Below are 25,057 nucleotides of genomic sequence, written 5' to 3'. Positions count from 1 at the left end.
CGACCGGTTCCCCCCGGACCGGTCATGAATCTCGGCCCCGCACGCCCCTGACGGCGCGCGGGGCCGAACTCTGCCCGCTTCCGGGCAACCCGGCCCTGCACATCACCCGGTCGATGCTGCATGCTGTGGCCTACGACCCGCACGCACGGTCCCGCACGAACGGTCCCGCACCGCGGTCGCATCGCAACACGGTCGCACCACGGTCTCAGGCATGGAGCTGCGCATGACTACCACCTTCCCGGACGTCACCATCAGCACGGACCGGCTGGTGCTGCGCCCCTTCGAGGAAGAGGACGTCACCGCGCTCACCGAGATGATGAACGACGAACAGGTCACGGCCTGGACCAGCGCGCCCCACCCCTACACCCACGCCGACGCGCACGCCTGGACCACCCGGCACTCCCACGCGGAACGCACCGAGGGCCGCGGCATCGTCTTCGCCGTCACCGAATTCCTCACCCAGCGCCTCGTCGGCATCGTGCACCTGCGGAACACCAACTGGCACACCCGCGCCACCGAGGTCCGCTACGTCACCGCCCCCTGGGCCCGCGGCGAGGGCTACGCCAGCGAATCCGTCCTGGCCGTCGCCGGGTGGCTCTTCCGCGACAGGGGGTTCGAGCGCCTCGAACTGCGCACCGCCGCGGACAACACCGCCTCGCAGCAGGTGGCCCAGAAGATCGGCTGCATCAGTGAGGGCGTCCTGCGCAACGCGTGGATAGTACGGACGCAGACGCCCGACGGCGGCTGGGCCGACACCCGCACCGACCTCATCGTCTGGAGCCTCGTCCCCGAGGACCTCGACGAGGGCGACGGCTACGACGGTTACGACAGCTTCGACAGCTACGACGGATACGCCCGCAACAGCGCCTTTCCGCAGCGGGAGGGCGCGAACGGCCACCCCGTCGGCGCCGACTGGAAGTGAACCGATGACCGGGTAGTCTCACCGTGCCCGCCGCCCGCTGCAGCTTTCGCCCTCCCCAGCCGCCGCTGGGAGGTGCCCCTGCCACACCAGGAGACTGACGACGATGGCCGACCGGGTCACGGTGATCGGCTGGGACGGTTCCCCCTTGACCGCGGGCGCCCGGTCCGCGCTCTCCGCAGCCACCCTCGTGGCCGGCGCCGCCCACCACCTCGACCTCCCCGAAGTGCCGCCCACCGCCGAGCGCATCCGCCTCGGCAGCCTCGGTCTCGCCGCGCGCCGCATCGCCGGCCACCGCGGCACGGCGGTGGTCCTGGCCGACGGGGACCCCGGCTTCTTCGGCGTCGTACGCACCCTGCGCGCCCCGGAGCACGGCCTGGAGGTCGAGGTCGTCCCCGCCGTGTCCTCCGTGGCCGCCGCCTTCGCCCGCGCCGGAATGCCCTGGGACGACGCCCAGGTCGTCGTGGCCCACCCGCGCACCCTGCGCCGCGCCGTCAACGTCTGCCGCGCCCACGCCAAGGTCGCCGTCCTCACCTCGCCCGGCGCCGGACCCGCCGAACTGGCCCTGCTCCTCGACGGAGTTCACCGCACCTTCGTGGTCTGCGAGGAACTCGGCACGGACCGGGAGCAGGTGAGCGTCCTCACCTCCGACAAGGCCGCCGACCACAGCTGGCGCGACCCGAACGTCGTCATCGTCATCGGGGGCGGGGGACCGGCACCCGACGACGCGGGCTGGCTCCTCGGCCGGAGCGCCGCCCAGTCGGCCGACCGAGGCTGGGCCAGGCCCCAGCCCGGCGCAGGCGAGGGCGAGTCCGCACAGCTCCGCGCGGCCCAGCTCGCCCGCCTCGGCCCGCGCACCGGCGACCTCGTCTGGGACATCGGCGTCGGATCCGGCGGCGTGGCCGTGGACGCGGCCGCCCTCGGCGCCGCCGTCATCGCGGTGGACACCGACCCGGTCGCCTGCGACCGGGTAAGTGCCGCCGCCCGCAGGCGGGGAGTGCAGCTCCAGGTCGTCGCCGGGCGCGCACCGCACGTACTGGAGAACCTGCCCGAGCCCGATGTCGTCCGCGTCGGCGGTGGCGGCGCCGCCGTCGTCGCGGCCGTCGCCGAACGCCGCCCCGAACGGATCGTCAGCCACGCCTCCACCCGTGACGAGGCCGAGGCGATCGGCAGGGCACTCACCGAACACGGTTACGCCGTCGAGTGCGCGCTGCTGCAGTCCGTCGCCCTGGACCCCCGGACCTGGGCCGAACAGGACCGTTCCGTGGTGTTCCTCCTGGCAGCGGAACGCCCCGTCACGCGTTGACACGAGGGCCGGGGTAGGCTGGCCGATCGTCGTACTGCCCCGGACGATTCGGGCATCGCGGCACCGCCTGGACGCGCGACGTGGCGCAGTCCACAGAGGACCGTGACGGTTATGGCCGCCACGATCGCCGACGGGCGCGACAATGCTTACTGGTTGTCGTGCAGGCGCATGCGAGACGAGTTCGTCGCACCGCAACCCCGCAGGCAAAACCGCTCGGCGGCCTCGTGGGCGACCGGGCGATCGAAGAGGCAACACCGATGGGCGAGGGGTAAGCATGACTGACACCGGCCAGGTCCCGGGCGAGGGTCTCCCGGACAACGCGGGCATGGTGGATCAGCAGGGCGTCCCCGCTCCGGTCCAGATCCCGGCACCGATCCCCGCTGGCTACGCCTTCCAGGACCTCATGGACAACCCGGCCGAGCCGGAGGACGAGGAACTGCTGCTGATGCCGAGCGGCCAGGGCGCGTGGAGCGACCCGCAGGTCGTCCCGCCGGTCCCCGCCTTCCCGGTCCCGCCCCAGCCCGGCGAACCGCAGATGTACACGGACCCCTCCTACGCCGCCGAGTCCGCGTACCCCGAAGCCCCGGCCGGATACCCCGAGCCCGCCGCGTACACCGAATTCCCCCCGCCCGTGTTCCCCGACGGCAGCTACAGCGCGGGCGCGCACGAGACGGGCGGCCGTGACTCCGGCGCGCTCGACCTCGGCGGCCTCGTCGTCCCGCCCCCGGCGGCGCCCGTCGCCCCGGTGGCCGCCGCGGCCCCCCTCCGGCGCCCGCTGCACATGGGCCCGCCCCTGCCCGAGGCCAACGGCGGAGTCGTACGGTCCCTCGCGGACCGCGGCCCGGCCGCGGCGCCCGCACAGCCCGCCCCCATGGCCGCCGTGAGCACCCCGGCGGCACCCACCCCGATCCGCCAGGCCGGGCCCCCGACCACGGGCCCCGAGTACCTGGACATCCCGCGCGCCGAGACCGCCCAGCCGGGCGAGATCCCGCCGCAGGCCGGGGATCCGTGGGCGCCGGAGCCCGCGGCAGCGCCCGAGCCGGTGGCGGAGCCCGTCGAGGCTCCCGCCGAGGCCGCGGCGCAGCCCGTGGAGCCGGAGCCGGTCCAGGCACCGGCGGACACGGCGATCCCGGCCGAGCCGGTCGTGGCCGTCGTGGCCGAGCCGGTCCAGCCCGAGCCCGCCGCGGCCGAGCCGCAGCCGGAGCCGGTCGCCGTCGAGCAGGCCGCCGTCGAGCCGGTGGCCGTGGAGCCCGAGCTGCAGCCCGAGTCCGCGCCTGAGCCGGTCGCCCCCGTCGAGCCGGTCGTGGCCGTCGCGGCCGAGCCGGTCCAGCCCGAGCCCGCCGCGGCCGAGCCGGAACCGCAGCCGCAGCCGCAGCCGGCGGTGGCCGTGGAGCCCCAGCCCCAGTCGCAGCCCGAGCCGGTGCTCGTGGTCCCGGCCGCCGTGGCCGAGCCGGCGCAGCCGGAGGCCGACCGGGCGCAGCAGCCCGAGGCCGCGGCCGAGCCGGTCGAGGAGCAGCCCGAGCCGGTGCTCGCCGCCCCGGCCGTCGTCGCCGTGCCGGTCCGGCCGCAGACCGTCCGGCCCGAGCCGGAGCCGGAGCACGTCGAGATCCACCCCGCGCCCGCCCCGGAGCCGGTCCGGGCGGAGCAGTCCGAGGCACAGCCGGAGGCCGAGCCCGCCGCCGAGACCGAGGCCGAGCCCGCGGTGGACGCCCCCGCCGAGCCCGCCGCGGGCGAGGCGGCGCCCGGCTACGCCGACGCCGAGCGCGAAGCCGTCCTGCGCGTCATGCGCGAGCGCCGTGACATCCGCAAGGGCTTCCGTACCGACCCGATCCCGCACGAGGTGCTGCTCCGCGTCCTGGAAGCGGCCCACACCGCACCCAGCGTCGGCCACTCGCAGCCCTGGGACTTCGTCGTCATCCGCTCCGCCGAGACCCGCCGGACGATGCACGAGCTCGCCCAGCGCCAGCGCGAGGCCTACGCCAAGTCGCTGCCCAAGGGCCGGGCGAAGCAGTTCAAGGAACTCAAGATCGAGGCCATCCTCGACACCCCGGTGAACATCGTCGTCACCGCCGACCCCACCCGGGGCGGGCGCCACACCCTCGGCCGGCACACCCAGCCGCAGATGGCCCCGTACTCCTCCGCCCTCGCCGTCGAGAACCTCTGGCTCGCCGCGCGCGCCGAAGGCCTCGGCGTCGGCTGGGTCAGCTTCTTCGACGAGCGCGAGATGGTCCGCGAGCTCGGCCTTCCCGAGCACCTCGAAGTCGTCGCGTACCTCTGCGTCGGCTACGTCGACGAGTTCCCCGAGGAGCCCGAGCTGGCCCAGGCCGGCTGGTCGCAGCGCCGCCCGCTCTCCTGGGTGGTCCACGAGGAGACCTACGGCCGCCGCGCCCTGCCCGGCGAGGAGCCGCACGATCTCCTCTCGGAGACGGTCGCCAGCATCCGCCCGCTCGACGCGAAGGCGCTCGGCGAGGCCTGGGAGCGGCAGAAGCGCATGACCAAGCCCGCCGGGGCCCTGGGCATGCTGGAGATCATCTCCGCCCAGCTCAGCGGTCTCTCCCGGGTCTGCCCGCCGCCGATCCCGGAGCCGGCAGCGGTCGCGATCTTCGCCGGTGACCACGGCGTGCACGCCCAGGGCGTCACCCCGTGGCCCCAGGAGGTCACCACCCAGATGGTGGCCAACTTCCTGGGCGGCGGAGCGGTCTGCAACGCCTTCGCCAACCAGGTCGGAGCCGAGGTCTGCGTGATCGACGTGGGCGTCGCGGGCGACCTCCCGGCCACCCCGGGCCTGCTCCCGCGCAAGGTCCGCCCGGGCACCGCCGACCTCTCCACCGGCCCCGCCATGACCCGTGAGGAAGCGATCGCGGCCATCGAGGTCGGCATCGAGACGGCCCGCGACCTGGTCGCAGCCGGCAACAAGGCCCTGCTGACCGGCGAGATGGGCATCGCGAACACCACCGTGTCCGCGGCCCTGATCTCGGTCTTCACCGGCGTGGACGCGGCCGAGGTCACCGGCCGGGGCACGGGCATCAACGACGAGACGCACGCCCGCAAGGTCGAGGTCGTCCGCCGCGCCCTGGAGCTCCACCAGCCGGACCCGGCGGACCCGGTCGGCGTCCTCGCCGCGATCGGCGGCCTGGAGCACGCGGCGATCGTGGGCCTCATCCTCGGCAGCGCGTCCCTGCGCACCCCGGTCATCCTGGACGGCGTCAGCGCCGGCGCCGCCGCCCTGGTGGCCCGCGCCATCGCACCCGAGTCCCTGTCGGCCTGCATCGCGGGCCACCGCAGCGCCGAGCCGGGCCACGTGGCGGCCCTCAACAAGCTGGGCCTGCGCCCGCTGGTCGACCTGGACCTCCGCCTCGGCGAGGGTACGGGCGCCCTGCTGGCCCTCCCGCTGGTCCAGAGCGCGGCCCGCGCGATGCACGAGGTCGCCACCTTCGACTCGGCGGGCGTGACGGAGAAGTAACCCGGTCCCGGCCGGGGCACGCCCCGGCCGGACGGGCAGGGCAGCCCCCTGCCGGGCGGCATCGGCCCCGCCGACGATCGGGACGCGGGGCCCGGGGCCGGAGCCCCGGTCCCCGGGCCGCACTCGCCGCCCCGTCCGCGCCTCGGGACGACCCGAGTCGTATGGTGGACCCGCACCAAGAACCCGCACGTCAGCACCCCCGCCGCTCCAGAGCCGCAGCGGCACGACAGAACGACCGCCGCACCAGGAGCCGCACCGCCATGGCCGACACCCCCGCCTACCCCGTAGGACTCCGCCTCGCGGGCCGCCGCGTCGTCGTCATCGGCGGCGGACAGGTCGCCCAGCGCCGCCTCCCCGCGCTCATCGCGGCCGGCGCCGACGTCCTGCTCATCTCGCCGTCCGCCACCCCCTCCGTGGACGCCATGGCCGAGACCGGCGAGATCCGCTGGGAACGCCGCCGCTACCGGGACGGCGACCTCGCCGACGCCTGGTACGCGCTGATCGCCACCCAGAACCGTGAGGACAACGAGCGCGCCTCCGCCGAGGCCGAGCGCGAGCGCGTCTGGTGCGTCCGCGCCGACGACGCCTCCGCCGCCACCGCCTGGACCCCCGCGACCGGCCGCATCGAGGGCGTCACCGTCGCCGTGCTGACCGGCAACGACCCCCGCCGCTCCGCGGCCGTCCGCGACGCCGTCGTGGAGGGCCTGCGCGACGGCACCCTCACCGCTCCCGCCCACCGTACGAGGGCCACCCCCGGCGTGGCCCTGGTCGGCGGCGGCCCGGGCGACCCGGACCTGATCACCGTGCGCGGCCGCCGCCTCCTCGCCGAGGCCGACGTGGTCATCGCCGACCGGCTCGGCCCCCGCGACCTGCTGGACGAGCTTCCGCCGCACGTCGAGGTCATCGACGCCGCGAAGATCCCGTACGGCCGGTTCATGGCCCAGGAGGCCATCAACAACGCGCTGATCGAGCACGCCAAGGCCGGCAAGAACGTGGTCCGGCTCAAGGGCGGGGACCCGTATGTCTTCGGCCGTGGCATGGAGGAGCTCCAGGCCCTCGCGGAGGCCGGCATCCCCTGCACGGTCGTCCCCGGCATCTCCAGCTCCATCTCGGTGCCCGGCGCCGTCGGCATCCCGGTCACCCACCGCGGTGTGGCGCACGAGTTCACCGTGGTCAGCGGTCACGTCGGTCCCGACGACCCGCGCTCCCTCGTGGACTGGGCCTCGCTCGCCAAGCTCACCGGCACCCTGGTGATCCTGATGGGCGTCGACAAGATCGGCCTGATCGCCGAGGCCCTCGTGCGTCACGGCCGTTCCGCGGACACCCCCGTCGCGGTCATCCAGGAGGGCACCACCGCCACCCAGCGCCGGGTGGACGCCACCCTGGCCACGGTCGGTGAGACCGTGCGCGCGGAAGAGGTCCGTCCGCCCGCCGTCATCGTCATCGGCGAGGTCGTCCGCGTGAACGGCCCGGGCACCCTCCCCACCACCAACGCCTGACAGGCCGTTGGCACCGCACCCAGGACAAGGCAGTATCACCCTGTGGCTGATCTCATCACCATCGACGACCCCGACGACCCGCGCCTGCGCGACTACACGGGCCTGACCGACGTCGAACTCCGGCGTCGGCGCGAGCCCGCCGAGGGCCTTTTCATCGCCGAGGGCGAAAAGGTCATCAGACGCGCCAAGGACGCCGGGTACGAGATGCGCTCGATGCTGCTCTCCGCCAAGTGGGTCGACGTCATGCGCGACGTCATCGACGAACTCCCGGCACCGGTCTACGCCGTGAGCCCGGACCTCGCCGAGCGCGTCACCGGCTACCACGTGCACCGCGGCGCCCTCGCCTCCATGCAGCGCAAGCCGCTGCCCACGGCCGAGGAGCTGCTCGCCACGACCCGCCGCGTGGTCGTCATGGAAGCGGTCAACGACCACACCAACATCGGGGCCATCTTCCGCAGCGCCGCCGCCCTCGGCATGGACGCGGTGCTGCTGTCGCCCGACTGCGCGGACCCGCTCTACCGCCGCTCGGTGAAGGTCTCCATGGGCGCGGTGTTCTCCGTCCCCTACGCCCGGCTCGAGGCCTGGCCCAAGAGCCTGGACTCGGTGCGCGAGGCGGGCTTCAAACTGCTCGCGCTCACCCCGCACGAGAAGGCCACGCCGATCGACGTGGCCGCGCCGCAGTCCCTGGAGCGGGTCGCGCTGATGCTCGGCGCCGAGGGCGACGGACTGTCCACGCCCGCGCTGGTCGCCGCCGACGAGTGGGTACGGATCCCCATGGCGCACGGCGTGGACTCGCTGAACGTGGGCGCCGCGGCCGCGGTCGCCTTCTACGCGGTGGCCCAGGGCCGCGCGCCCCAGTAGGAACGGGCGCTACAGCTTCTGGGCCGCGGCGATGCCCAGCGCGACGATCAGCGTCACCACGACGAACACGATCAGGCGCTGCCTCATCAGCCTGGGGTCCGGCCGCGAGGGCCGTCGTCCCGTCCCCGTCGTCCTGGGGGCCGGACGGCCGCCCGTACGCCCCGAGGTCGGCCGGGAGGCCGGGCCGCCGGGGTGCTGCGGATTGCGGGAGGACGAGGGCCGCGAGTGCGGACCGCTCGGGGACCCGCCCTGGGGCCGGGGCGCGGTGGAGCCGCCCGTACGCCGTCCCGGGTACTCCTCGGCCCCGCCGATCCGCTCGGCCTCCGGGAGCCGTCCCGTCGGCCGCTCGACCTGGGCCCGCTGGGCCGGCGGGCGTCCGTCCGAGAGCCCCTGCGCCTCGCGGGCCGCGATCTCCTTGAGCCGCATCGACAGCTGGAGCGTGCTGGGCCGCTCCTCGGGGTCCTTGGCCAGGCAGGCCCGCACCAGGGGCGCCAGCGCGTCCGGTACGCCCTGCAGGTGCGGCTCCTCGTGCACCACGCGGTACAGCATGACCTCGGAACTGCCGTGCCCGAAGGGGGAGTCGGCCGTGGCCGCGTAGGCCAGGGTGGCGCCGAGGGCGAAGACGTCGGTGGCCGGGGTGACGGCGGCGCCGCGCACCTGTTCGGGTGCGAGGAAGCCGGGGGAGCCCACGGCCGTACCCACATGGGTGAGGGTGCTCGCGCCGGTGGCCCAGGCGATGCCGAAGTCGATGATCCGGGGACCCTTGGGGGACAGCAGGATGTTCGAGGGCTTCAGGTCGCGGTGGACGACGCCCGCCTCGTGGACGGCGACCAGGCCCTCGGAGAGCGCGGCGCCCACGGCGGCGATCTGTGCGGCCGTCAGGGGGCCTTCCTCGGCCACCTTGTCGTGCAGCGAGGGACCGGGGACGTACTGGGTCGCGAACCACGGGCGCTCGGCCTCCAGGTCCGCCGCCACCAGGCGCGCGGTGCAGCCGCCCCGGATCCGCCGGGCGGCGGACACCTCGCGGGCGAACCGGGAGCGGAACTCCTGGTCCTCGGCCAGATCCGGCCGGATGACCTTGAGGGCGACGCGCTGCCCGCGCCGGTCCGATCCCAGGTAGACCACGCCCATGCCGCCGGCGCCGAGCCGCCGGTGCAGTCTGAACGAGCCGACGACACGCGGGTCCTCGCGCCGGAGCCGCATCATCGCCATGTCCACCCCGCTGACCGGTCGTCCTGTTGACGTGCCACAGCTTACGGACCATCCGGCATGCGTGCTCAGAGGCCGCGCCCTCGCCGGGGGATTCGATTGTCAGTGCGGCACAGCACACTTGAGAGAGCGTCGGTACTGCCGTCCGGGTGCCCGCCCGGGAAGCGTCGCATGCCCAAGCCGCCTTCGTTCCAAGGGGATTGAGGTTCCCCGGCAGGTCCGGGCCCCCTGTGGCGTGCCCGTACGGTTGCCCCGACCGAGTCGATCTTGCCGTCGACCGGTGGGCGGACACGAGGCAACAGGGAGTGACGGAAGTGAGCGAAGTCACTACCCTCCGGTCATCCCCTCCGGGTAGACCCCGACAGTGGGGCGGCGGTGTCCACCCAGGGGAGTACACGGGGCACTCCCTGTCATCCTCCCGGAGGCCCGGCAATGGGTACGAGGGCATGAGGCCAGGGGCCGTCCGCCCGCCTAGTGTTGAAGACAAGCGGCGGGTGGCGCACTCGTCCCCCGAGGTCACGAGCCCGCCGCTGCCAAACGACAGGGAGAGGGCCATGGCGGACATCGCACGGCAGGGACGCAAGGCATTCGCGTTCAACGGCCACGAGTCCGGCACCCGCCACCCGCTGGTGGCCGCGGCCATGGTGCTCCCCCTGGCCGCAGTGCTGCTCTTCCTCTTCGGAGGCTTCGATCAGCTGGCGGCACAGGCGTCGTCCGTGGGCGTGATGCTGGGGCGCTGAGCGGCGCCCCAGGTCCGGGAGAGCGGCCCGGACCGGGACATCGGCCTGCCGAACCCCGTGGGGACGGGGGAGCGGCGGACGGACGGCAGGTGAAGGGTGCTGCCCGTACGACTGGGGAGTCGGACGGGCAGCACCCTTTTTCATGCGCCCTGTTCTCATGCGCCCGGTTCTCATGCGGGTGTGAGACTGGTGAGCTCTCGTATTCAACTGTCACCAGTTCCCCGCCGAACCTAACCCGCTGGTGACCGTGTGTGATCTTCAGCGGCGTATCGGCTTTGCCGGGTCTCCGGCGGGTAGTTGGTTGGGGCCTGGAGTCCGAGAGCCCAGACGGTGACGGCGTACCCGTACCCGTGCCGGTGTCGGTGGTAGTCGCCTGCGGCGACCTTGAGGAAGCGGCGGGCGGCGGGACTGTAGGGCTCCTGGTCGTTGTCGCCGGTGTTCTTGAGCCGGGGGTCGGTGAGAAGCCGGGCGAGGGCGTTGTGCCAGCGGGTCAGTTCCTCGGCCCGTTGGCGGAAGGCGCCGGCGGGGTCGTCGGTGTCGGCGAGCAGGGTCTCCAGGTCGAAGTACGCGGGAAGGGTGACTTGGTCGTCGTACTCCTCAAGGGCGTCGATCTCGGGGTGGGTGAAGGCCCGCACGTTGTACTGGCACAGGCTCATGGTGTTCTGCATCGACTCGCGGAAGTAGCGCATCAGTGGCTCCCGTCAGCTCTGGTCGGGGGGAAGGGGGTAGATGTCGAGGGTCACGTACGGGTCGTCCACCCAGTTCCGTACGGGCCGCAACGCGAGCACGTCGAAATGGCGGCCCTCCACGAAGGCGGGCAGTTGCAGGGATGCGAGCAGGTGCCCCGGACGGGCGGAGACGCGTTCCACGTGTCCCTGCACCCGACCGTCGTCGTACGTCTGTCACGCTGATCGCGGAATCACCCTGTTCGCCAGACGCTCGCCCGATTCACTGGATGCCGGCTCGTCTGCGATCGATGTGCCGGCGCGGTCGCCGGTGCCCGGCAGGTCCTTGGCGAGCCGGCCTGCGGTGCGCTCACCGGGCGACCGGGTGAGGACGCCGAGCGTGAGCAGAGCGAGCGCCGGCAGCACGGCGACGATGATTCCCATCGGCAAGGCGTCGGTGGCGCCACCCGCGCCGGCCAGCGGAGCAAGTGCCCCGCCGAACATGAACTGGCTGAAGCCGAGCAGAGCGGCGGCCGACCCGGCGTGTCCGCCGTGGTCGGCCAGGGCCTGGGCCGTGGCGTTCGGCATGACCAGGCCCACGCTGGAGACCAGGACGAACAGGCCGATCAGGAGCACGGGCAGGGGTGCCCGTGTCAGCACCGCGCCCAGGACCGTGGTGCCACCGGCTGTCGCGCCCAGCAGACCGGCGAGCAGCAGCACGCGGGCGCCGGCCCGGGCCACCAGCCGGCCGCTGATCTGGGCGGCTGCGATGAGTCCGGCGGCGTTGACGGCGAACACGGCTCTGTACTGCTGCGGTGACAGGCCGTGGATTTCCTGCAGGACGAACGGCGAGCCGGAGATGTAGGCGAACATCGCCGCGAAGACCAGGCCGTTGGCCAGGACGTACCCGGTGAAGACCCGGTCGCTGAGCAGCTGCCCGACGACAGCCGGCAGCGGCTGGCGTGACGCGGAGGACCGGGTCTCCGGCAGGCCTGCGGCGGAGGCCGCCAGCATCACGGCGCCGAGTACGGCCAGGCTCACGAAGATCCCCGGCCAGGCCGTGACGCGCAGTAGCTGGCCACCGAGGACCGGCGCGAACACCGGCGCCAGGCCGGTGATCAAGGTCAGTGCGGAGAAGAGACGTGCGGTGCGGGTTCCGGAGGTGCGGTCGCGGACCATGGCGTTGGCGATGACGATGCCGAACGCCCCGCCGATGCCCTGGACCAGGCGTAGGCCGATGAGTGTCCGGACGTCGGGCGCCACCGCGCAGAGCGCGCTGGCGATCGTGTAGAGGGCGAGGCCCGCCAGCAACGGACGCCGCCGGCCGTAGGTGTCGCTCAGCGGCCCGGCGATCAGCTGCCCGATGGCCAGCCCGGCCAGGCAGGCGGTGATGGTGAGCTGGGTGGCCGCGGCGCTGGCGCGCAGGTCGCCGGCGAGGTCCGGCAGTCCGGGCAGGTAGCCGTCGATGGACAGTGGTCCCAGGGCCACGAGCGCTGCGAGCAGGACGATGAATCGGGTGTGCCGGCCGGCGGCGTCGTTGCTCATGGCTCAGTACGCCACGGTGATGCGGCGGCGGATCGCGGTGCCGCTCTCGATCGTGTCGGCCAGGGCGATCGCGTAGTCGGCGTACGAGATGCGGCTGTTGCCGTCGTCGTCGGTGAGCAGGGTGTCCCCGGCGCTGCGGTAGGCACCGGTCCGCTCGCCCGCTCCGATGACCGCAGCGGGCGACACGTACGTCCAGTCGAGGTCGTGCACGCCGAGGTAGAGGTCGAGCGCTTCGGACTGGGCCTCGGCATTGGCCTTCCACAGCGCGGGGAAGTCCGGGTCGTCCATGACCCGGGCGCCGGTCGGCGTGCGCAGGCTACCGGCACCGCCGATGGTGACCAGGCGGGTGACGCCGGCTCGGCGGAGTCCGTCGATCAGCGCACGGGCGGCGCCGACGATCGTGGCGCGGTCGTTCTCCTGGCCGATCCGGGGGCCGACGGCCGACAGTACGGCGTCGTGGGAGGCGACGAGGCCGGCGACCGCGGCGGCGTCGGTGACGTCACCGGTGGTCACGGTCAGGGCCTTGTGCTCGAGGCCGTCGAGGTGGCCGGCTCGGGTGACCGCGGTGACGGTGTGGCCGCGACGCAGTAGTTCCTCGGTGGCGGGCCGGCCGATGTTGCCGCTGGCACCGAACAGGACGATCTTCATGTGTTGCTCCTTGTTTCTGATGGTCAGAGGACGGGCTGGCCGTCGGCGACGAGGGCCGCGGTGATGCCGCGCTCGGCGGCGGCGTGCTGGAACCGCTGCTCGATGTCGGGTTGTTCGGTGTAGAACGGCGGGTTGTGGAACAGGCCGTAGTGCATGGCGCAGACGGTGCCGGCGCCGAGTGCGACGGCGGCCTCGACGCCCTGCTCGGGGGTCATGGTCGCCGGGACGTTGGCCGCGTAGCCCTCGAAGTGGGCGATGACGCCGTTGACCGGGACGAACGCGACGTCGAACGGGCCGTGGTCGCGGGCGATCTGCCACCAGCTGCCGTGCCACTGGGTGTCGCCGCAGTGGATGACCCGCCGGCCGCCGCCTTCGACGACCCAGGCGACCTGGTCGCAGTCGTTGCCGCGCCAGTCCAGCGAGGTCACCGGGGTGACGGTCAGCTTTCCGATGCGGCGTGACTGGCCCAGGTCCTGGGCGACGGGGGTGATGCCCACCTCGTGCAGTGCCGCCGCGCTCGGGGTGTGGCAGCCGATCGTGCCGGTGGGCGCGATCCGGGCGATCAGGTCGTGGTCGTAGTGGTCGGGGTGCAGGTGGGTGATGAGGGCGTGGGTGCCGGGCGGGGTATCGACCGGGTCGACCGGCCGGTGCGGCGGCCCCATCACCGGCGCCAGCGGAGCGACGTTCTCGAGCGGGTCGATCAGCAGGCGGGTGTCGCCGAGACGGATCTCGACGCCGGCCCAGGCCAGCCGACGCACGGAAAGGGTGGGGGTCATGGGCAGCGACGCTAGACCGACGCTGTTGAGAAAGTCAACAAGAGAGTTTTGAATCTCAACACCGCGATGTAGGGTGGTGGCATGCGCACCTACGGGCAGTACTGCGGCATCGCGAAAACACTGGACACCGTCGGCGACCGATGGACCCTGCTGATCGTCCGTGAACTGCTGGCCCTGGGTCCGTGCCGGCACACCGACCTGCGCAACGGGCTGCCCGGGATCGCCAGCAACCTGCTGGTCGACCGGCTCCGCGAACTCGAGGAAGCCGGCCTGATCCACCGCGAGGCCGCCCCGCCGCCGGTGGCCACCACCCTGTTCTCCCTCACCGAGCGTGGCCGCGAGCTGGAGCCGGTGCTGCGGGAACTGAGCCGATGGGGAATTCCGCTGTTGCGTGAGCCGGCCGGCAGCGACACCTTCCGCACCCACTGGCTGGACATGCCCGCCCGGGCACTGACCGACCACCGCCCCGACCAGCCGGCAATCGCCCTGCAACTGCACGCCGACGGCAACGAAGACCTGGTCATCGAAGTCAAGGACGGCTTGGTGCACACACACGCCGGCCGGGTCGACCACCCCACCGCGTCACTGACCGGACCGCCGCACCTGCTGGCCGCGACCCTGCTCGGCGACCTCGATCTGAGCACCGCAGTACAGCAAGGCCTGCGGCTCAGCGGCGAACGCGAGGCAGTACTGCGCATCCTGCCCCGCTGATCCGGGTGTGCGCTGGCGGACTGGTGAGCTCGCATGTTCAGGTGTCGCGTATTCCCGAGCACCCCAATGCAGAGTGTGACTCTGCATGTCGTAGTTGCGGTACGGAAAGTCCGCTGAGATTGATCACGGCCCGGCGGGCGTCGGGCTCTCACGGGTCATGAGTGCGGCTCCTGACCCTCACGTGACGTCAGGCTGCATAGTCGGTGCCGTGGAAGATCACTGGACCGTGGGGCGCGTGGCCGAGCTGGCCGGCGTGAGCGTCCGCACGCTGCATCACTATGACGAGATCGGCCTCGTGCGTCCGTCGGCGCGGACCCCTGGTGGGTATGGGCCTACTCGGCGGGTGACGTTGAGCGGCTGAGGGAGTACTGGCCTGCCGGCGGCTGGGCTTTGGGTTGCCGGAGGTTGCGGAACTGGTCGGCGACTCGTCCACCGACGCGGTCGCGCACCTGCGCCGACTGCGTGGCCTGCTGCTGGAGCGGCGTGATCGCGCCGACGCCATGATGGCGGCCATTGACAGGGAACTCGAGGCACGAGCGAGGGGACTGAAGGTGACACCGGAGGAGCAACTGGGGATGCTCGGTGCACGGCTGTACGACGCGATCGGCGGCGCCTACACGGCGACGCGGCGTACCGAGCCGCGGATCGCAGCGCAGATCCTGGGACGCGCTCGGGGACGCGCGGACGGTGCTGAACGTCGGGGCCGGCACCGGCTCCTACGAGCCGGCTGATCGCGAGGTGACCGCGGTGGAGCCCTCGGAGGTGATGCGGCGTCAGCGGCCTGCCGGCTCGGCGCCGTGCGTGGCTGCCGCCGCGGAGAGCCTGCCGTTCGAGGACCACTCCTTCGACGTCGCGATGGCCGTCTCCACTGTTCACCACTGGGGGGACCCGATAGCGGGGCTGCGCGAGATGCGGCGCGTGGCCCGCCGCGTGGTGGTGCTGACGTTCGACACCGACGAGCCCGGATGGCCGGACCGGTTCTGGCTCACCCGCGACTACCTGCCCGAGTTCGCCACCGTCCTCGCGGAATTTCCCTCACTTGCGGGGATGGCCGACGCGATCGGCGCCCGCGCTGAGCCGGTGCCCATCCCGTGGGACTGCACTGACGGCCTGTTCGAGGCGTACTGGCGCAGACCGGGGGAGTATCTGGAGGAGCACGTCCGGCGTGCGATGTCGGTGTGGACGAGGGTCGGGCCGGACGCCGAGCAGCGGGCGGTGCGAAGCCTCCGCGACGACCTGGACTCCGGCCGGTGGGCTGAGCGCAACAGCGACCTCGCCCACCTCGACACGGCAGACCTCGGCCTCCGCCTGCTCATCGCTTGAATGGGCACCGGCCCGTGGGAGCCCGTCATGGTCCGAGCTCTTCCCGCACGCCGGCCCACTCGTGCGGGGGAACGCGAAAGCCCCGATCGTCGGACGATCGGGGCTTTCCGGTGGTGCGCGATACTGGGATTGAACCAGTGACCTCTTCCGTGTCAGGGAAGCGCTCTCCCGCTGAGCTAATCGCGCGGGCTCCACGGCTCGAAAGCCGCAGGTCGAACAGATGCTGCGTGCGCGATACTGGGATTGAACCAGTGACCTCTTCCGTGTCAGGGAAGCGCTCTCCCGCTGAGCTAATCGCGCGGGGATCCTTGCGGATCAGTGGACGATACTGGGATTGAACCAGTGACCTCTTCCGTGTCAGGGAAGCGCTCTCCCGCTGAGCTAATCGTCCTTGGAGGTGGAGACGGGATTTGAACCCGTGTAGACGGCTTTGCAGGCCGTTGCCTCGCCTCTCGGCCACTCCACCATGGAGCTGCAGGGGTTCTCGGGAAGATCCCCCACTTCGAGCGGACGACGAGACTCGAACTCGCGACATCCACCTTGGCAAGGTGGTGCTCTACCAACTGAGCTACGTCCGCAGGTCACCGTGTTCGCTCCGGGGTTTTCCCCCTTCGCTCCCTGGCGACGTGTTGAACTCTAGCGGATTCCCGGGCCAGCTCAAAAACGCGTTTCCGCAGCGTGCTGCCGCCCGATCACCACAGGTCACCCGGTCGTCACCGCACCGGCGCCGCGTCGTCACCGGTCATAGACTCGCAGCCGTGCACGACCTGCTCCCCATGGCCCGCTTCGGCGGCCTCCTCGCGACCGATCTCCGGGACGTCACCAGCGATCCCGCCGCTCTCGACTCCACCGGCTTCTGGGCGGTGTCCGCCGACTTCGAGGGGCGGCTGATCTGCGCCCGCTTCGGCGACGTGCGCCGCGAGCCCGTTCCCGCGCCCGTCCCCGGTGCCTGGCGCGGCCCCGACGCCGACCGCTGGACCTCCTCGCTGGACCGTGCCGCGTACGTGGCCGGCGTACGGCGCATCCGCGAGCACATCGCCGCGGGCGAGGTCTACCAGGCCAACCTCTGCCGGGTGATGTCCGCGCCGCTGCCCCACCCCGACCGCGCGGACGTGGACGCGCTCACCGCCCTCCTGGCGCGCGGCAACCCCGCGCCCTTTGCAGGAACGATTCGCCTGGCCGCGCACGGAGTCGAGATCGCCACCGCCTCCCCCGAGCTGTACCTGCGCCGGACCGGCCGGCACATCGAGTCCGGCCCCATCAAGGGCACCGGCCGCACCGTCCACGACCTGCTCCCCAAGGACCACGCCGAGAACGTCATGATCGTGGACCTCGTGCGCAACGACCTCGGCCGCGTCTGCGCGACGGGCTCCGTCGCCGTCCCCGAGCTGTGCGCCGTCGAGGAGCACCCCGGCCTGGTCCACCTCGTCTCCATCGTCAGCGGCGAACTCGCCGAAGGCGCGGGCTGGCCCGAGCTGCTCGCCGCCACCTTCCCGCCCGGATCCGTCACGGGCGCACCCAAATCCTCCGCCCTGCGGATCATCGACGCCCTGGAGACCGCCCCGCGAGGCCCCTACTGCGGAGGCATCGGCTGGGTCGACGCCGACCGGGGCACCGCCGAGCTCGCCGTCGGCATCCGCACCTTCTGGATCGACCGCACCGCCCCCGGCGGCCCCCGCCTGCTCTTCGGCACCGGCGCGGGCATCACCTGGGGCTCCGATCCCGACCGCGAGTGGGCGGAAACCGAACTGAAAGCCGCCCGCCTGCTCCGGGTGGCCACGGGGCACGAGGTGAGCAGTACCCCGGAGCCGAACGGCACGATCGGAAGGACCGCACCATGAGAATCTGGCTCGACGGAACGCTGACCGAGGTGGACAGCGCCAAGGTCTCCGTCCTCGACCACGGCCTGACCGTGGGCGACGGCGTCTTCGAGACGCTGAAGGCGGAGCGCGGCCGGGCCTTCGCGCTCACCCGCCACCTCGAACGCCTCACCCGCTCGGCCCGGGGCCTGGGTCTGCCCGACCCCGACCTCGACGAGGTCCGCCGCGCCTGCGCCGCCGTACTGGAGGCCAACCCGGTGGAGCGGGGGCGACTGCGCGTCACCTACACCGGCGGAGTCTCCCCGCTCGGCTCCGACCGTGGGGACTTCGGGACCACCCTGATCGTCGCCGCCGCGGAGTCCCCCCGCCGCCCGGACACCACCGCCGTTGTCACCGTGCCCTGGGTCCGCAACGAGCGCTCGGCCGTGGCCGGGCTGAAGACCACCTCCTACGCCGAGAACGTGGTCGCCCTCGCCGCCGCGCACCGGGCCGGGGCCTCCGAGGCGCTCCTCGCCAACACCCTCGGCCGGCTCTGCGAGGGCACCGGCTCCAATGTCTTCGTCGTCCTCGACGGGGAACTGCACACCCCGCCGCTGGATTCCGGCTGCCTGGCCGGCATCACCCGGGAACTGGTCGTCGAATGGGCCGGCGCCAAGGAGACCGACCTGCCCTTCGAGGCGCTGGAACGGGCCGAGGAGATCTTCCTCACCTCCTCGCTGCGCGACGCCCAGGCGGTACTGCGGATCGACGACCGGGAGCTGGGCACCGCCCCAGGACCCGTCACGGCCGAGGTGATGAGGATCTTCGAGGTGAAGTCGGGCGCGGACGTCGACCCGTAGGGAGTGAAAGGGCTGTCGTGACGGCCCCGGGACGGGTAGAACTCGGGGGATGACCACCACCCTGCGGCCGTCCGGGCCGATCCAGCAGACGGCGGACGGCGCGCGCTCGCGCCCGTACGAGATCCGGGTCAACAGCAGGCGGGTCGGCGCCCTGCTGATCGCCTCCGACACCCCCTTCGGGCCCACGGTCGGGGAGATCCGCGACCTCGCCGTCGAAACGGGCGACCGGCGGCGGGGGAGGGCCACCGTGGCCGCGCTCGCCGCCGAGGAAGTGCTGCGCGGCTGGGGCTGCCGCCGGGTCCGCATCTCCGTTCCGGCCGACTCGGAAGGCGGCCTGCGCATGGCCGAGGCCCTCGGGTACACCGAGTACAGCCGGAACATGGCCAAGGACCTGCCCGCCGAGCCGCCCGCCCTCCCCGAGGGGGTGCACGGCAGGCCCATGACCGATGCCGAGTACGAGGTCTGGCACGCCGGGGCCATCGAGACCTACGCCGCGAACTGGAGCAGCCGCGGCATGTCCGCCGAGGCCGCGCACGCCAAGTCCGTCGCGGACCACGAGAGCCAGCTGCCCCGGGGCCTGGCGAGCCCGGGAGCCACCTTCGTCGTGCTGGAGGCGGCCGGGGTGCCCGTCGGCCACGTGTGGCTCGCGCCGCGCGGGGAGGGCTCGTACATCTACGACATCGAGGTGGCGGCCGAGCACCGCGGCCGCGGGCACGGCCGCCACCTGATGCTGCTCGCCGAACGCGCGGCCCTGGCCGAGGGCCACCGCCTGCTGGCGCTCCAGGTCTTCACCGGCAACACCCCGGCCCTGCGGCTCTACCGGTCCCTCGGCTACCGCCCCACCGACTTCAACTACGCCAAGGACCTGATCTAGATTCGTCAGGCCGCCAGCAGGCGGTCCGCGATCTCCTCGATGCGGGCGCGCAGGCCGTCCTGGCTCTTGCCGCCGTCGAGACGCTGTCCGTCGATCACGTACGTCGGGGTGCCGGTCACGCCGATCGCCTTGCCCTCGGCCTGGTCGGCGTCGACGATCAGGATGTGCCGCCCGTCGATCAGGGCGGTGTCGAACTCCTCGACGTCGAGGCCCAGTTCACGCGCCACATCCAGCAGCACCGGCTCGCCGCGCTCGGCCAGCTCCGCGGTGCGCTCCAGCACGGCCTCCGCATAGGGCCAGCCCAGTCCCTGCTCGACCGCCTCCTCGGCGGCCTGCGCCGCGGCGAAGGAGTGCTTGTGCTTCTCCAGGGGGAAGTGGCGCAGCCGGATGTCCAGCCGGTCGCCGTAGCGGGCCCGCAGGGCGCGAACGTCGTCCAGGGCGCGGTGGCAGTCCGGGCACTGCAGTTCGCACCAGACGTCGAGGATCACGGAATCGGTCATACGGACAGTCTCCCAGCCCCCGCCGGGCCCACCGACCGGGACCCAGGGAGGAGGCGCGACCCGGAGATGTCCCGGAGATCCGCCCGGGAGCGGCTGCGGACCTGGCCGCTGCGGCTGCGGCCGGTGCAGGATGGATAGGGACAGATCGCCGAGCCCCGCCGAGAGTCCGGAGGACCGCATGCTTGCCGAGACCATTTGCTCCGCGGTGTCAGCGGCGGGCCTGGGCCTCGCCGCGGTGACCGCCTACCGCAAGCGCTTCCTGGCCGCCGTGCGGATCACCGCGTACGCGCTCGTGCCGGTCGCCCTGGTGATGACCGGCTTCGTGGACTGGGTGTCCGGGATGGTCTTCGACCCGGTGGTGTGGGCCGGCTTCGGGCTGCTCGGGCTGTCATGGGTGCTGTTCATGACCACCCGTGCCATCGAGCGCCGCAGTCCGGCCGCTTCCGGGGACCCCGCCGAGGCCGCCGGGCCCGCCGGGCCCGCGAAGAAGGTCAAGGGCCGCCCGGCCACCGGGGCCGTGGCCCCGGCCGCCTCCGCGCCGTCGCTGGGATCCGGCGCCGCCCGCACCGGCCCGGCGCCGCAGTCCGCCGCCCCCGCGGACGACTTCTCCGACATCGAGGCCATCCTCAAGAAGCACGGGATCTGACCCGCGGAACGCCACTCGTCCACAAGATCGGGCGAACTGCCGCGCGGATGTTGGCGTGTTGAAGGGCGGTGATCGGCGCGCTGCGCCATCATCGGCCCGACATGTTCGAGACATCGCACGGTGAGCCGCCGGTACCCGCCCCAGTGGTGGAGGAGCCGCGGGGCTGCCTCTTCGCGCTCTCCCAACCGCCCCTGATGATCTTCCTAGCGGTGATCGGCATCCTGCTGCTGCTCGCCGCCGTGCACGATCTCTACCTGCTCTGACGCCTCCGCGTCGGCCTCCTTGCGCCGGGCCCGGTACGCCGCCACGTGCAGCCGGTTCCCGCAGGTCCGGCTGTCGCAGTAGCGCCGGGAGCGGTTGCGGGACAGGTCCACGAAGGCCCGCCGGCAGTCCGGCGCCTCGCAGCGGCGCAGCCGCTCCTGTTCGCCGGAGACCACGATGAAGGCCAGGGCCATGCCGCCGTCGGCCGCCAGGTGGTCCCCCACCGACGCGCCCGGCGCGAAGTAGTGCACGTGCCAGTCGTAGCCGTCGTGGTCGGTCAGCTGCGGCGTGGTGCCGGCCGTGGCCACGAGCTCGTTGATCAGTATGGAGGCCGCACGCGGGTTCGGTGAGGCGAAGACCTGGGCGAACTTGCTGCGCACGGTACGCACGCCGGCCAGGTCGCGGGCGCTGAGCTCGCCGACGTCGCTGATCGAGTATTCCTGGACGAATCCGCGCAGGGCGCCGATGTCCGAGAGCCCGTCGGGCTGGTCCGACTCGGCCGCGGTGTTCACCAGCGCGACGACGACGTCGAGCGCGCGACGGGTGTCGTGGGGGATCTGCACGGGGTCTCCCTAGGGGGCCGGGCCTGCGGCGACGGGAGGCGCCGCCGCTGCCGCCCGACAATAGCGGGTCCCGTCGCAGCACACCGGCGCCGTCCTCGCGGATGGCTTCCGCGGGAACAGCGCCGGCACTGCCGTATGTGGTTGTCGGCCGCACCGCACCGTCGCCCCGAGTCGGACGGTGTCGAGCGGCTGTAGGCCTGGCTCAGCTTTCGGCCAGGATGTGGGAGAGCTCCTTGTCGAGGTCGAAGTGCCGGTGCTCGGTCCCGGGTGGGACCGCGGCGTCCGTCCGCTTGAGGAACGACTCGAGTGCTCGGGCGGGTGCTTCGAGCAGTGCTTCTCCCTCCGGTGAGCTCAGGGCGATGCAGACGACGCCCTGACCGTGGCTGCGGGACGGCCAGACGCGGACGTCGCCGGTACCGGTGGGCCGGTGGAGACCCTCCGCGAGGAGGTCGCGGGCGAATACCCATTCGACCGTCTCCTCGGCGCCGGTGTGGAAGGTGGCGTGCACGGCGTAGGGGTCGGCCGTGTCATACCGCAGGCCCGCGGGAACAGGCAGTGAGGACTCGCTCGACACAACGAGGCGCAGGTGCAGCTCGCAGCTGACCGTGGTGTTCATAAGCGCCAGGGCCTTTCGCTCAGTGTGCGCTCGGGGATTCGCACGTCGGCGAAATCGACATGCCACCTACGGTGCCGTTGTAAACCCCTCTGACCGTTTTGCGGACCTCTGGGTCCCTCGGACGGCGGATCCAAACCTGCATTCACGTGTGCATCGAGCTCCGGTAGATTCGGACTCATGAATACGGGGAGTGACCACGGGACGCACGAGTCCGCCGCCGACGAATCCACCACGGGACCCGCCACGGGATCCGGCGCGGAAGCAGCCGCCGAGGCGGCCGAGGAGACGCCGCACGTATCGAAGGCCCCGGCCTTCATCAAGCGGAGCAGGAGCCTGCACCTGAGCTGGCAGGTCGGCGTCTTCATCGTCGGCCTCGCAGTGATCGGCGCCGGTGTCGCGATGCTCGTGCTGCCCGGCCCCGGCTGGGTCGCGATCTTCGCGGGCCTGGCGATCTGGGCCACCGAGTTCGCCTGGGCGCACCTCGTGCTGCGCTGGACGAAGCGGAAGGTCACCGAGGCCGCGCAGAAGGCGCTCGACCCGAAGGTCCGCCGCCGCAACATCATCCTGACCAGCGTGGGCCTCGTCATCGCGGGCGCGCTGATCGGCTTCTACCTGTGGAAGTACGGGCTCGTCCTGCCCTGGAGCCTCAAGGACCAGTGATGGTCAAGGAGCACCGCTGACATGCGGTAATGTTTGCGGTGCGTCCGGGCGATTAGCTCAGTGGGAGAGCACTTCGTTCACACCGAAGGGGTCACTGGTTCGAACCCAGTATCGCCCACCCGGACCCGAGGCCCGGAGACTTTCACAGTCTCCGGGCCTCCGGCGTTTCACCGCAGCCGGCCGATCGCGTCCCGCAGGCGGCGGGCGTCCCGCAGCCGCCGCTCGTACGTCGCCCCCACCGCCAGCAGCAGCAGACCCGCCAGGGCCGGCAGCACCCAGCGCGGGAGCGCACCCGCGACCTGGACCACGTACGGGGCGAGCTCGTGCACCGCCACCACCGCCAGCACCGCGCCGCCCAGCAGCAGCGGGGCCTGCAGCCGCCGCTGGGCGCCGATCAGGGTCAGGGCCAGCGCGGCCAGCCCCAGCAGCAGCGGGCGCACCCAGTTCCGGTCCTCCAGGGCCACCAGCAGGCTCGGCACCAGGGTCGCCGCCAGCCCCGGGCCGTACGCCGCCCAGGACGAGGCTTGCGGGTCCCGGCGCCGCCGCAGGAGACCCACCACGAGGGCCGGCACCGTCACCGGCAGCGTGTAGGCCTCCGGCGCGGTGACCCCGGCCTCGGCCAGCCGCACCCAGGTCGCCGCCGCGAACAGCGCACCCGCGGCCCAGCCCAGAACCCGCCGTTCCGGCCGTACCGCGGCCCCCGCACAGATCACCCCGGCCAGCGCGAGCACCAGCGCCAGCGTGCCCGGCCGCCCGGCCGACAGGGCCACCGCCAGCCCGCCCGCCGCACCCGCCGCGATCTCGGCCGGCAGCCGCACCTCACCCAGCCGCGGTCCGAGCGCCGCCACCAGCGCCGGCACCGCGAGCACCGGGAGGGACCACCACACCACCGCCAGGTCCGTCACCGCGCCCGCGGCCACCAGCACGCCCGTGGCGTATCCGACCGCGCACACGGCCGCCCCGGCCCGGGCGGCCCGCGGAGCCGCCCCGTACGCCGCTCCCGCCGCACAGCCCGCACCGAGCAGCCCCCACACAGCGAAGGTCGCCGCCCGGCCGTCCAGCGCGCCCAGGGACACGTTCGCGGCCCCGGCCGCCGCGCACACCGCCGCCGCGATCCGGGCCCCGAGCACCGGCGAGCGCAGGGCCAGGAGCCCCGCCGCACCCGTCACCACGAGCTGCGCGGCGAACACCGCCGCCACCGGGAACCCGAGCAGCTCCGGCGCCGTGAACAGCCCCGCCCACGCCAGGACCACCGCCACCACCAACGGTTCCGGCCGCGACAGCGCCCGCGACAGCCACCAGGCCGCACCCGCGGAGATCAGCAGGGTCAGAGTGACCGCCGCCCCCGGCCCGTACGGTTCCCGGTCCGGGGTCGTCGACGCCCAGACCTCGGCCAGCACCCGCACCCGGGCCGGCAGCGTCAGAGCCACCGCGGAACCCGCCGCCAGCGCCGCCACGGACGCCACCACTGCGCCGCCCCGGGCGAGCCCGCGCCGGACCGCCGCCGGGAGCGCGGAGGCCCGTACCGCCGCCAGCAGCGGCAGCGCCAGCAGCAGGTGCACCAGCACCACCCAGGCCGGGTCCAGGCCCGGCCGGGCCAGCCCGCCCAGAGCGACCACCGACGCCAGGCCGCCCACCAGCGCCGCGGCCGAGGCGCGCGGCTCACGCCAGGCCACCGCCACCGCGAGGGCCGCGCCCGCCAGCAGCAGCGCCGCCGGGGCCAGCGCCTGCGCCGCCGAATCGGCCGACCACGACCGCGCCACGCCGATCAGCAGCGCACCCGCGCCCATGACGGCCGCCGGAACCGCCGCCGCCTTCACCCGCAGCGCGAGCGCCGCATCCAGTGCCGCCGTCGCCAGCAGCGCCCAGCCGAGCTCCAGCGGCCCCGGCTGACCGGCCAGCGCCGCCAGCGGCAGCGGGAACTGCGCCGCCAGCAGCGCCGCCGGCAACGGGAGCCGCAGCTTGCGCAGGCCCGCGCCGTACCCGGCCCAGGCCGCCGCCAGCACGGCCGCCGCCCCGGCCGCGTAGCCGGTGCCGTCGAGCTCCGGCATGCCGACCGCGTACAGCGCGTACGCGTCGAGCACCGTCAGCAGCAGGCCGACCGCGGCGACCGACTCCGCCGTCGACCGCAGCCCGCGGCGCAGCAGCAGCACGGGTGCGCCCAGCGCCGCCGCAGTCACCACGACCAGCACCGCCGAGCGCCCGGCGATCCCCATGGACCCCCAGCTGACCAGCGTGAACGCGAGCGCGGCGACGGCCAGCAGCACGGCGCCCAGGACGAGCAGCACGTTCTGCGCGCTCGGGGCCGAGGCGTCCTTCGCCGGCCCGGTGGTGGGTGCGGAGGACGCGGCGGGACCCCAGCGGACCGGGGCGGGCGCGGGCCCGGCCTGCTGCAGCAGGCGCAGCAGCCAGTCCCGGCGGCCCAGCAAATAGAGCCGCCGGGCATCGAGTTGAGCCAGCTCGCGGTCGATGAGCGCCAGCTCTTCGGCGGGCGGCATAGGGGTGTTCATAGGGGGAGTGTGGCGCCGGTCACGCAGTCAGGACATGGGTGTGCGTACTCAGATGTGCCCTGAGTAGGTACGTGAGCTGCGCCCGGCGGTCCCCCGCCGGGGA

The 25,057-nt window shown here is 73.1% G+C and carries 21 protein-coding genes, 6 tRNA genes and 2 pseudogenes; 14 read left to right on the top strand and 15 right to left on the bottom strand.

Annotation, left to right across the window (positions count from 1 at the left end):
* Positions 1-223 precede the first annotated feature (223 nt).
* The 5 genes from OG753_RS10860 to OG753_RS10840 all read left to right on the top strand — a co-directional run bounded on the left by OG753_RS10860 (position 224) and on the right by OG753_RS10840 (position 8,048).
* Positions 224-922, top strand: a complete 699-nt coding sequence (locus tag OG753_RS10860; RefSeq protein WP_327261608.1) for a GNAT family N-acetyltransferase — start codon at positions 224-226, stop codon at positions 920-922.
* Positions 923-1,025: 103 nt separating this feature from the next.
* Positions 1,026-2,225, top strand: coding sequence for a precorrin-6y C5,15-methyltransferase (decarboxylating) subunit CbiE (cbiE, locus tag OG753_RS10855; RefSeq protein ID WP_327261607.1), 1,200 nt, complete (start codon positions 1,026-1,028; stop codon positions 2,223-2,225).
* 274 nt (positions 2,226-2,499) lie between these two features.
* Positions 2,500-5,688, top strand: coding sequence for a nicotinate-nucleotide--dimethylbenzimidazole phosphoribosyltransferase (gene cobT, locus OG753_RS10850; protein WP_405788254.1), 3,189 nt, complete (start codon positions 2,500-2,502; stop codon positions 5,686-5,688).
* A gap of 260 nt (positions 5,689-5,948) precedes the next feature.
* Positions 5,949-7,187 (top strand): uroporphyrinogen-III C-methyltransferase, encoded by a 1,239-nt coding sequence (gene cobA / locus OG753_RS10845; RefSeq protein WP_327261605.1) that lies wholly within the window; start codon positions 5,949-5,951, stop codon positions 7,185-7,187.
* A 42-nt stretch (positions 7,188-7,229) separates the two neighbouring features.
* Positions 7,230-8,048, top strand: coding sequence for an RNA methyltransferase (locus OG753_RS10840; RefSeq protein ID WP_327261604.1), 819 nt, complete (start codon positions 7,230-7,232; stop codon positions 8,046-8,048).
* A 9-nt stretch (positions 8,049-8,057) separates the two neighbouring features.
* Here OG753_RS10840 and OG753_RS10835 read toward each other — a convergent pair whose 3' ends face one another.
* Positions 8,058-9,260 carry a serine/threonine-protein kinase gene (locus OG753_RS10835; RefSeq protein ID WP_405788252.1) on the bottom strand — a complete coding sequence of 401 codons (1,203 nt, stop codon included), beginning with the start codon at positions 9,258-9,260 and terminating at the stop codon, positions 8,058-8,060.
* A 551-nt stretch (positions 9,261-9,811) separates the two neighbouring features.
* On the opposite strand from OG753_RS10835, the gene OG753_RS10830 reads away from it, so the two are divergent.
* On the top strand, positions 9,812-9,997 hold the full coding sequence (locus OG753_RS10830) for a hypothetical protein (protein WP_327261602.1): 186 nt from the start codon (positions 9,812-9,814) through the stop codon (positions 9,995-9,997).
* A gap of 230 nt (positions 9,998-10,227) precedes the next feature.
* On the opposite strand, the gene OG753_RS10825 is transcribed toward OG753_RS10830, so the two are convergent.
* The 5 genes and pseudogenes from OG753_RS10825 to OG753_RS10805 form a co-directional block, all read right to left on the bottom strand.
* The gene (locus tag OG753_RS10825) at positions 10,228-10,686 is read right to left on the bottom strand and encodes a hypothetical protein (RefSeq protein ID WP_327261601.1); all 459 of its coding nucleotides are present in this window, start codon (positions 10,684-10,686) and stop codon (positions 10,228-10,230) included.
* Between the two features lie 78 nt (positions 10,687-10,764).
* Positions 10,765-10,863, bottom strand: a pseudogene (locus OG753_RS10820) (transcriptional regulator); the annotation flags it as partial.
* Between the two features lie 36 nt (positions 10,864-10,899).
* The gene (locus tag OG753_RS10815) at positions 10,900-12,207 is read right to left on the bottom strand and encodes a multidrug effflux MFS transporter (protein ID WP_405788250.1); all 1,308 of its coding nucleotides are present in this window, start codon (positions 12,205-12,207) and stop codon (positions 10,900-10,902) included.
* A gap of 3 nt (positions 12,208-12,210) precedes the next feature.
* Positions 12,211-12,855, bottom strand: coding sequence for an NAD(P)-dependent oxidoreductase (locus tag OG753_RS10810; protein ID WP_405788248.1), 645 nt, complete (start codon positions 12,853-12,855; stop codon positions 12,211-12,213).
* 23 nt (positions 12,856-12,878) lie between these two features.
* The gene (locus tag OG753_RS10805; protein WP_405788246.1) at positions 12,879-13,631 is read right to left on the bottom strand and encodes an MBL fold metallo-hydrolase; all 753 of its coding nucleotides are present in this window, start codon (positions 13,629-13,631) and stop codon (positions 12,879-12,881) included.
* Between the two features lie 81 nt (positions 13,632-13,712).
* On the opposite strand from OG753_RS10805, the gene OG753_RS10800 reads away from it, so the two are divergent.
* A complete protein-coding gene (locus tag OG753_RS10800; RefSeq protein ID WP_405788244.1) occupies positions 13,713-14,342 on the top strand; it encodes a winged helix-turn-helix transcriptional regulator in 630 nt (209 codons plus the stop codon).
* Positions 14,343-14,568: 226 nt separating this feature from the next.
* A pseudogene (locus OG753_RS10795) lies at positions 14,569-15,665 on the top strand (methyltransferase domain-containing protein).
* A 111-nt stretch (positions 15,666-15,776) separates the two neighbouring features.
* Here OG753_RS10795 and OG753_RS10790 read toward each other — a convergent pair.
* The 5 genes from OG753_RS10790 to OG753_RS10770 form a co-directional block, all read right to left on the bottom strand.
* Positions 15,777-15,851 (bottom strand) — tRNA-Val (locus OG753_RS10790).
* 42 nt (positions 15,852-15,893) lie between these two features.
* A tRNA-Val gene (locus OG753_RS10785) sits at positions 15,894-15,965 on the bottom strand.
* A gap of 19 nt (positions 15,966-15,984) precedes the next feature.
* Positions 15,985-16,056: transfer RNA gene (locus tag OG753_RS10780), tRNA-Val, on the bottom strand.
* A gap of 1 nt (position 16,057) precedes the next feature.
* Positions 16,058-16,131, bottom strand: a tRNA-Cys gene (locus tag OG753_RS10775).
* Between the two features lie 39 nt (positions 16,132-16,170).
* Positions 16,171-16,243 (bottom strand) — tRNA-Gly (locus OG753_RS10770).
* 180 nt (positions 16,244-16,423) lie between these two features.
* Here OG753_RS10770 and OG753_RS10765 point away from each other — a divergent pair.
* Genes OG753_RS10765 through OG753_RS10755 form a run of 3 tightly spaced genes read left to right on the top strand, consistent with a single transcriptional unit; the run spans position 16,424 to position 19,198 of the window.
* A complete protein-coding gene (locus OG753_RS10765; protein ID WP_327261595.1) occupies positions 16,424-17,506 on the top strand; it encodes a chorismate-binding protein in 1,083 nt (360 codons plus the stop codon).
* A complete protein-coding gene (locus tag OG753_RS10760) occupies positions 17,503-18,324 on the top strand; it encodes an aminodeoxychorismate lyase (RefSeq protein WP_327261594.1) in 822 nt (273 codons plus the stop codon). The genes OG753_RS10765 and OG753_RS10760 overlap by 4 nt, the downstream gene beginning before the upstream one ends.
* 49 nt (positions 18,325-18,373) lie before the next feature.
* Positions 18,374-19,198, top strand: a complete 825-nt coding sequence (locus OG753_RS10755) for a GNAT family N-acetyltransferase (RefSeq protein ID WP_405788242.1) — start codon at positions 18,374-18,376, stop codon at positions 19,196-19,198.
* A gap of 5 nt (positions 19,199-19,203) precedes the next feature.
* Here OG753_RS10755 and OG753_RS10750 read toward each other — a convergent pair whose 3' ends face one another.
* Positions 19,204-19,698 carry a DsbA family protein gene (locus tag OG753_RS10750; protein WP_327261592.1) on the bottom strand — a complete coding sequence of 165 codons (495 nt, stop codon included), beginning with the start codon at positions 19,696-19,698 and terminating at the stop codon, positions 19,204-19,206.
* 178 nt (positions 19,699-19,876) lie between these two features.
* Between OG753_RS10750 and OG753_RS10745 the strand changes: the two genes are divergently transcribed.
* Positions 19,877-20,344, top strand: coding sequence for a hypothetical protein (locus OG753_RS10745; RefSeq protein WP_405788241.1), 468 nt, complete (start codon positions 19,877-19,879; stop codon positions 20,342-20,344).
* Between the two features lie 203 nt (positions 20,345-20,547).
* On the opposite strand, the gene OG753_RS10740 is transcribed toward OG753_RS10745, so the two are convergent.
* Complete coding sequence (locus OG753_RS10740) at positions 20,548-21,168, bottom strand: CGNR zinc finger domain-containing protein (RefSeq protein ID WP_327261589.1); 621 nt, start codon at positions 21,166-21,168, stop codon at positions 20,548-20,550.
* Between the two features lie 202 nt (positions 21,169-21,370).
* Complete coding sequence (locus tag OG753_RS10735; protein WP_030011909.1) at positions 21,371-21,784, bottom strand: SsgA family sporulation/cell division regulator; 414 nt, start codon at positions 21,782-21,784, stop codon at positions 21,371-21,373.
* Between the two features lie 177 nt (positions 21,785-21,961).
* Here OG753_RS10735 and OG753_RS10730 point away from each other — a divergent pair, with 177 nt between their 5' ends.
* Both OG753_RS10730 and OG753_RS10725 read left to right on the top strand, forming a co-directional pair.
* Positions 21,962-22,444 carry a TIGR02611 family protein gene (locus tag OG753_RS10730; protein ID WP_405788240.1) on the top strand — a complete coding sequence of 161 codons (483 nt, stop codon included), beginning with the start codon at positions 21,962-21,964 and terminating at the stop codon, positions 22,442-22,444.
* A 46-nt stretch (positions 22,445-22,490) separates the two neighbouring features.
* A tRNA-Val gene (locus OG753_RS10725) sits at positions 22,491-22,562 on the top strand.
* 49 nt (positions 22,563-22,611) lie between these two features.
* Here OG753_RS10725 and OG753_RS10720 read toward each other — a convergent pair.
* Positions 22,612-24,954 carry an SCO7613 C-terminal domain-containing membrane protein gene (locus tag OG753_RS10720; protein WP_405788239.1) on the bottom strand — a complete coding sequence of 781 codons (2,343 nt, stop codon included), beginning with the start codon at positions 24,952-24,954 and terminating at the stop codon, positions 22,612-22,614.
* Between the last annotated feature and the right edge of the window lie 103 nt (positions 24,955-25,057).

Source organism: Streptomyces sp. NBC_00029, from assembly GCF_045160505.1.
In the GTDB taxonomy this organism is placed as follows: Bacteria; Actinomycetota; Actinomycetes; order Streptomycetales; family Streptomycetaceae; genus Streptomyces.
This window is presented reverse-complemented; position numbering and strand designations above follow the sequence as displayed.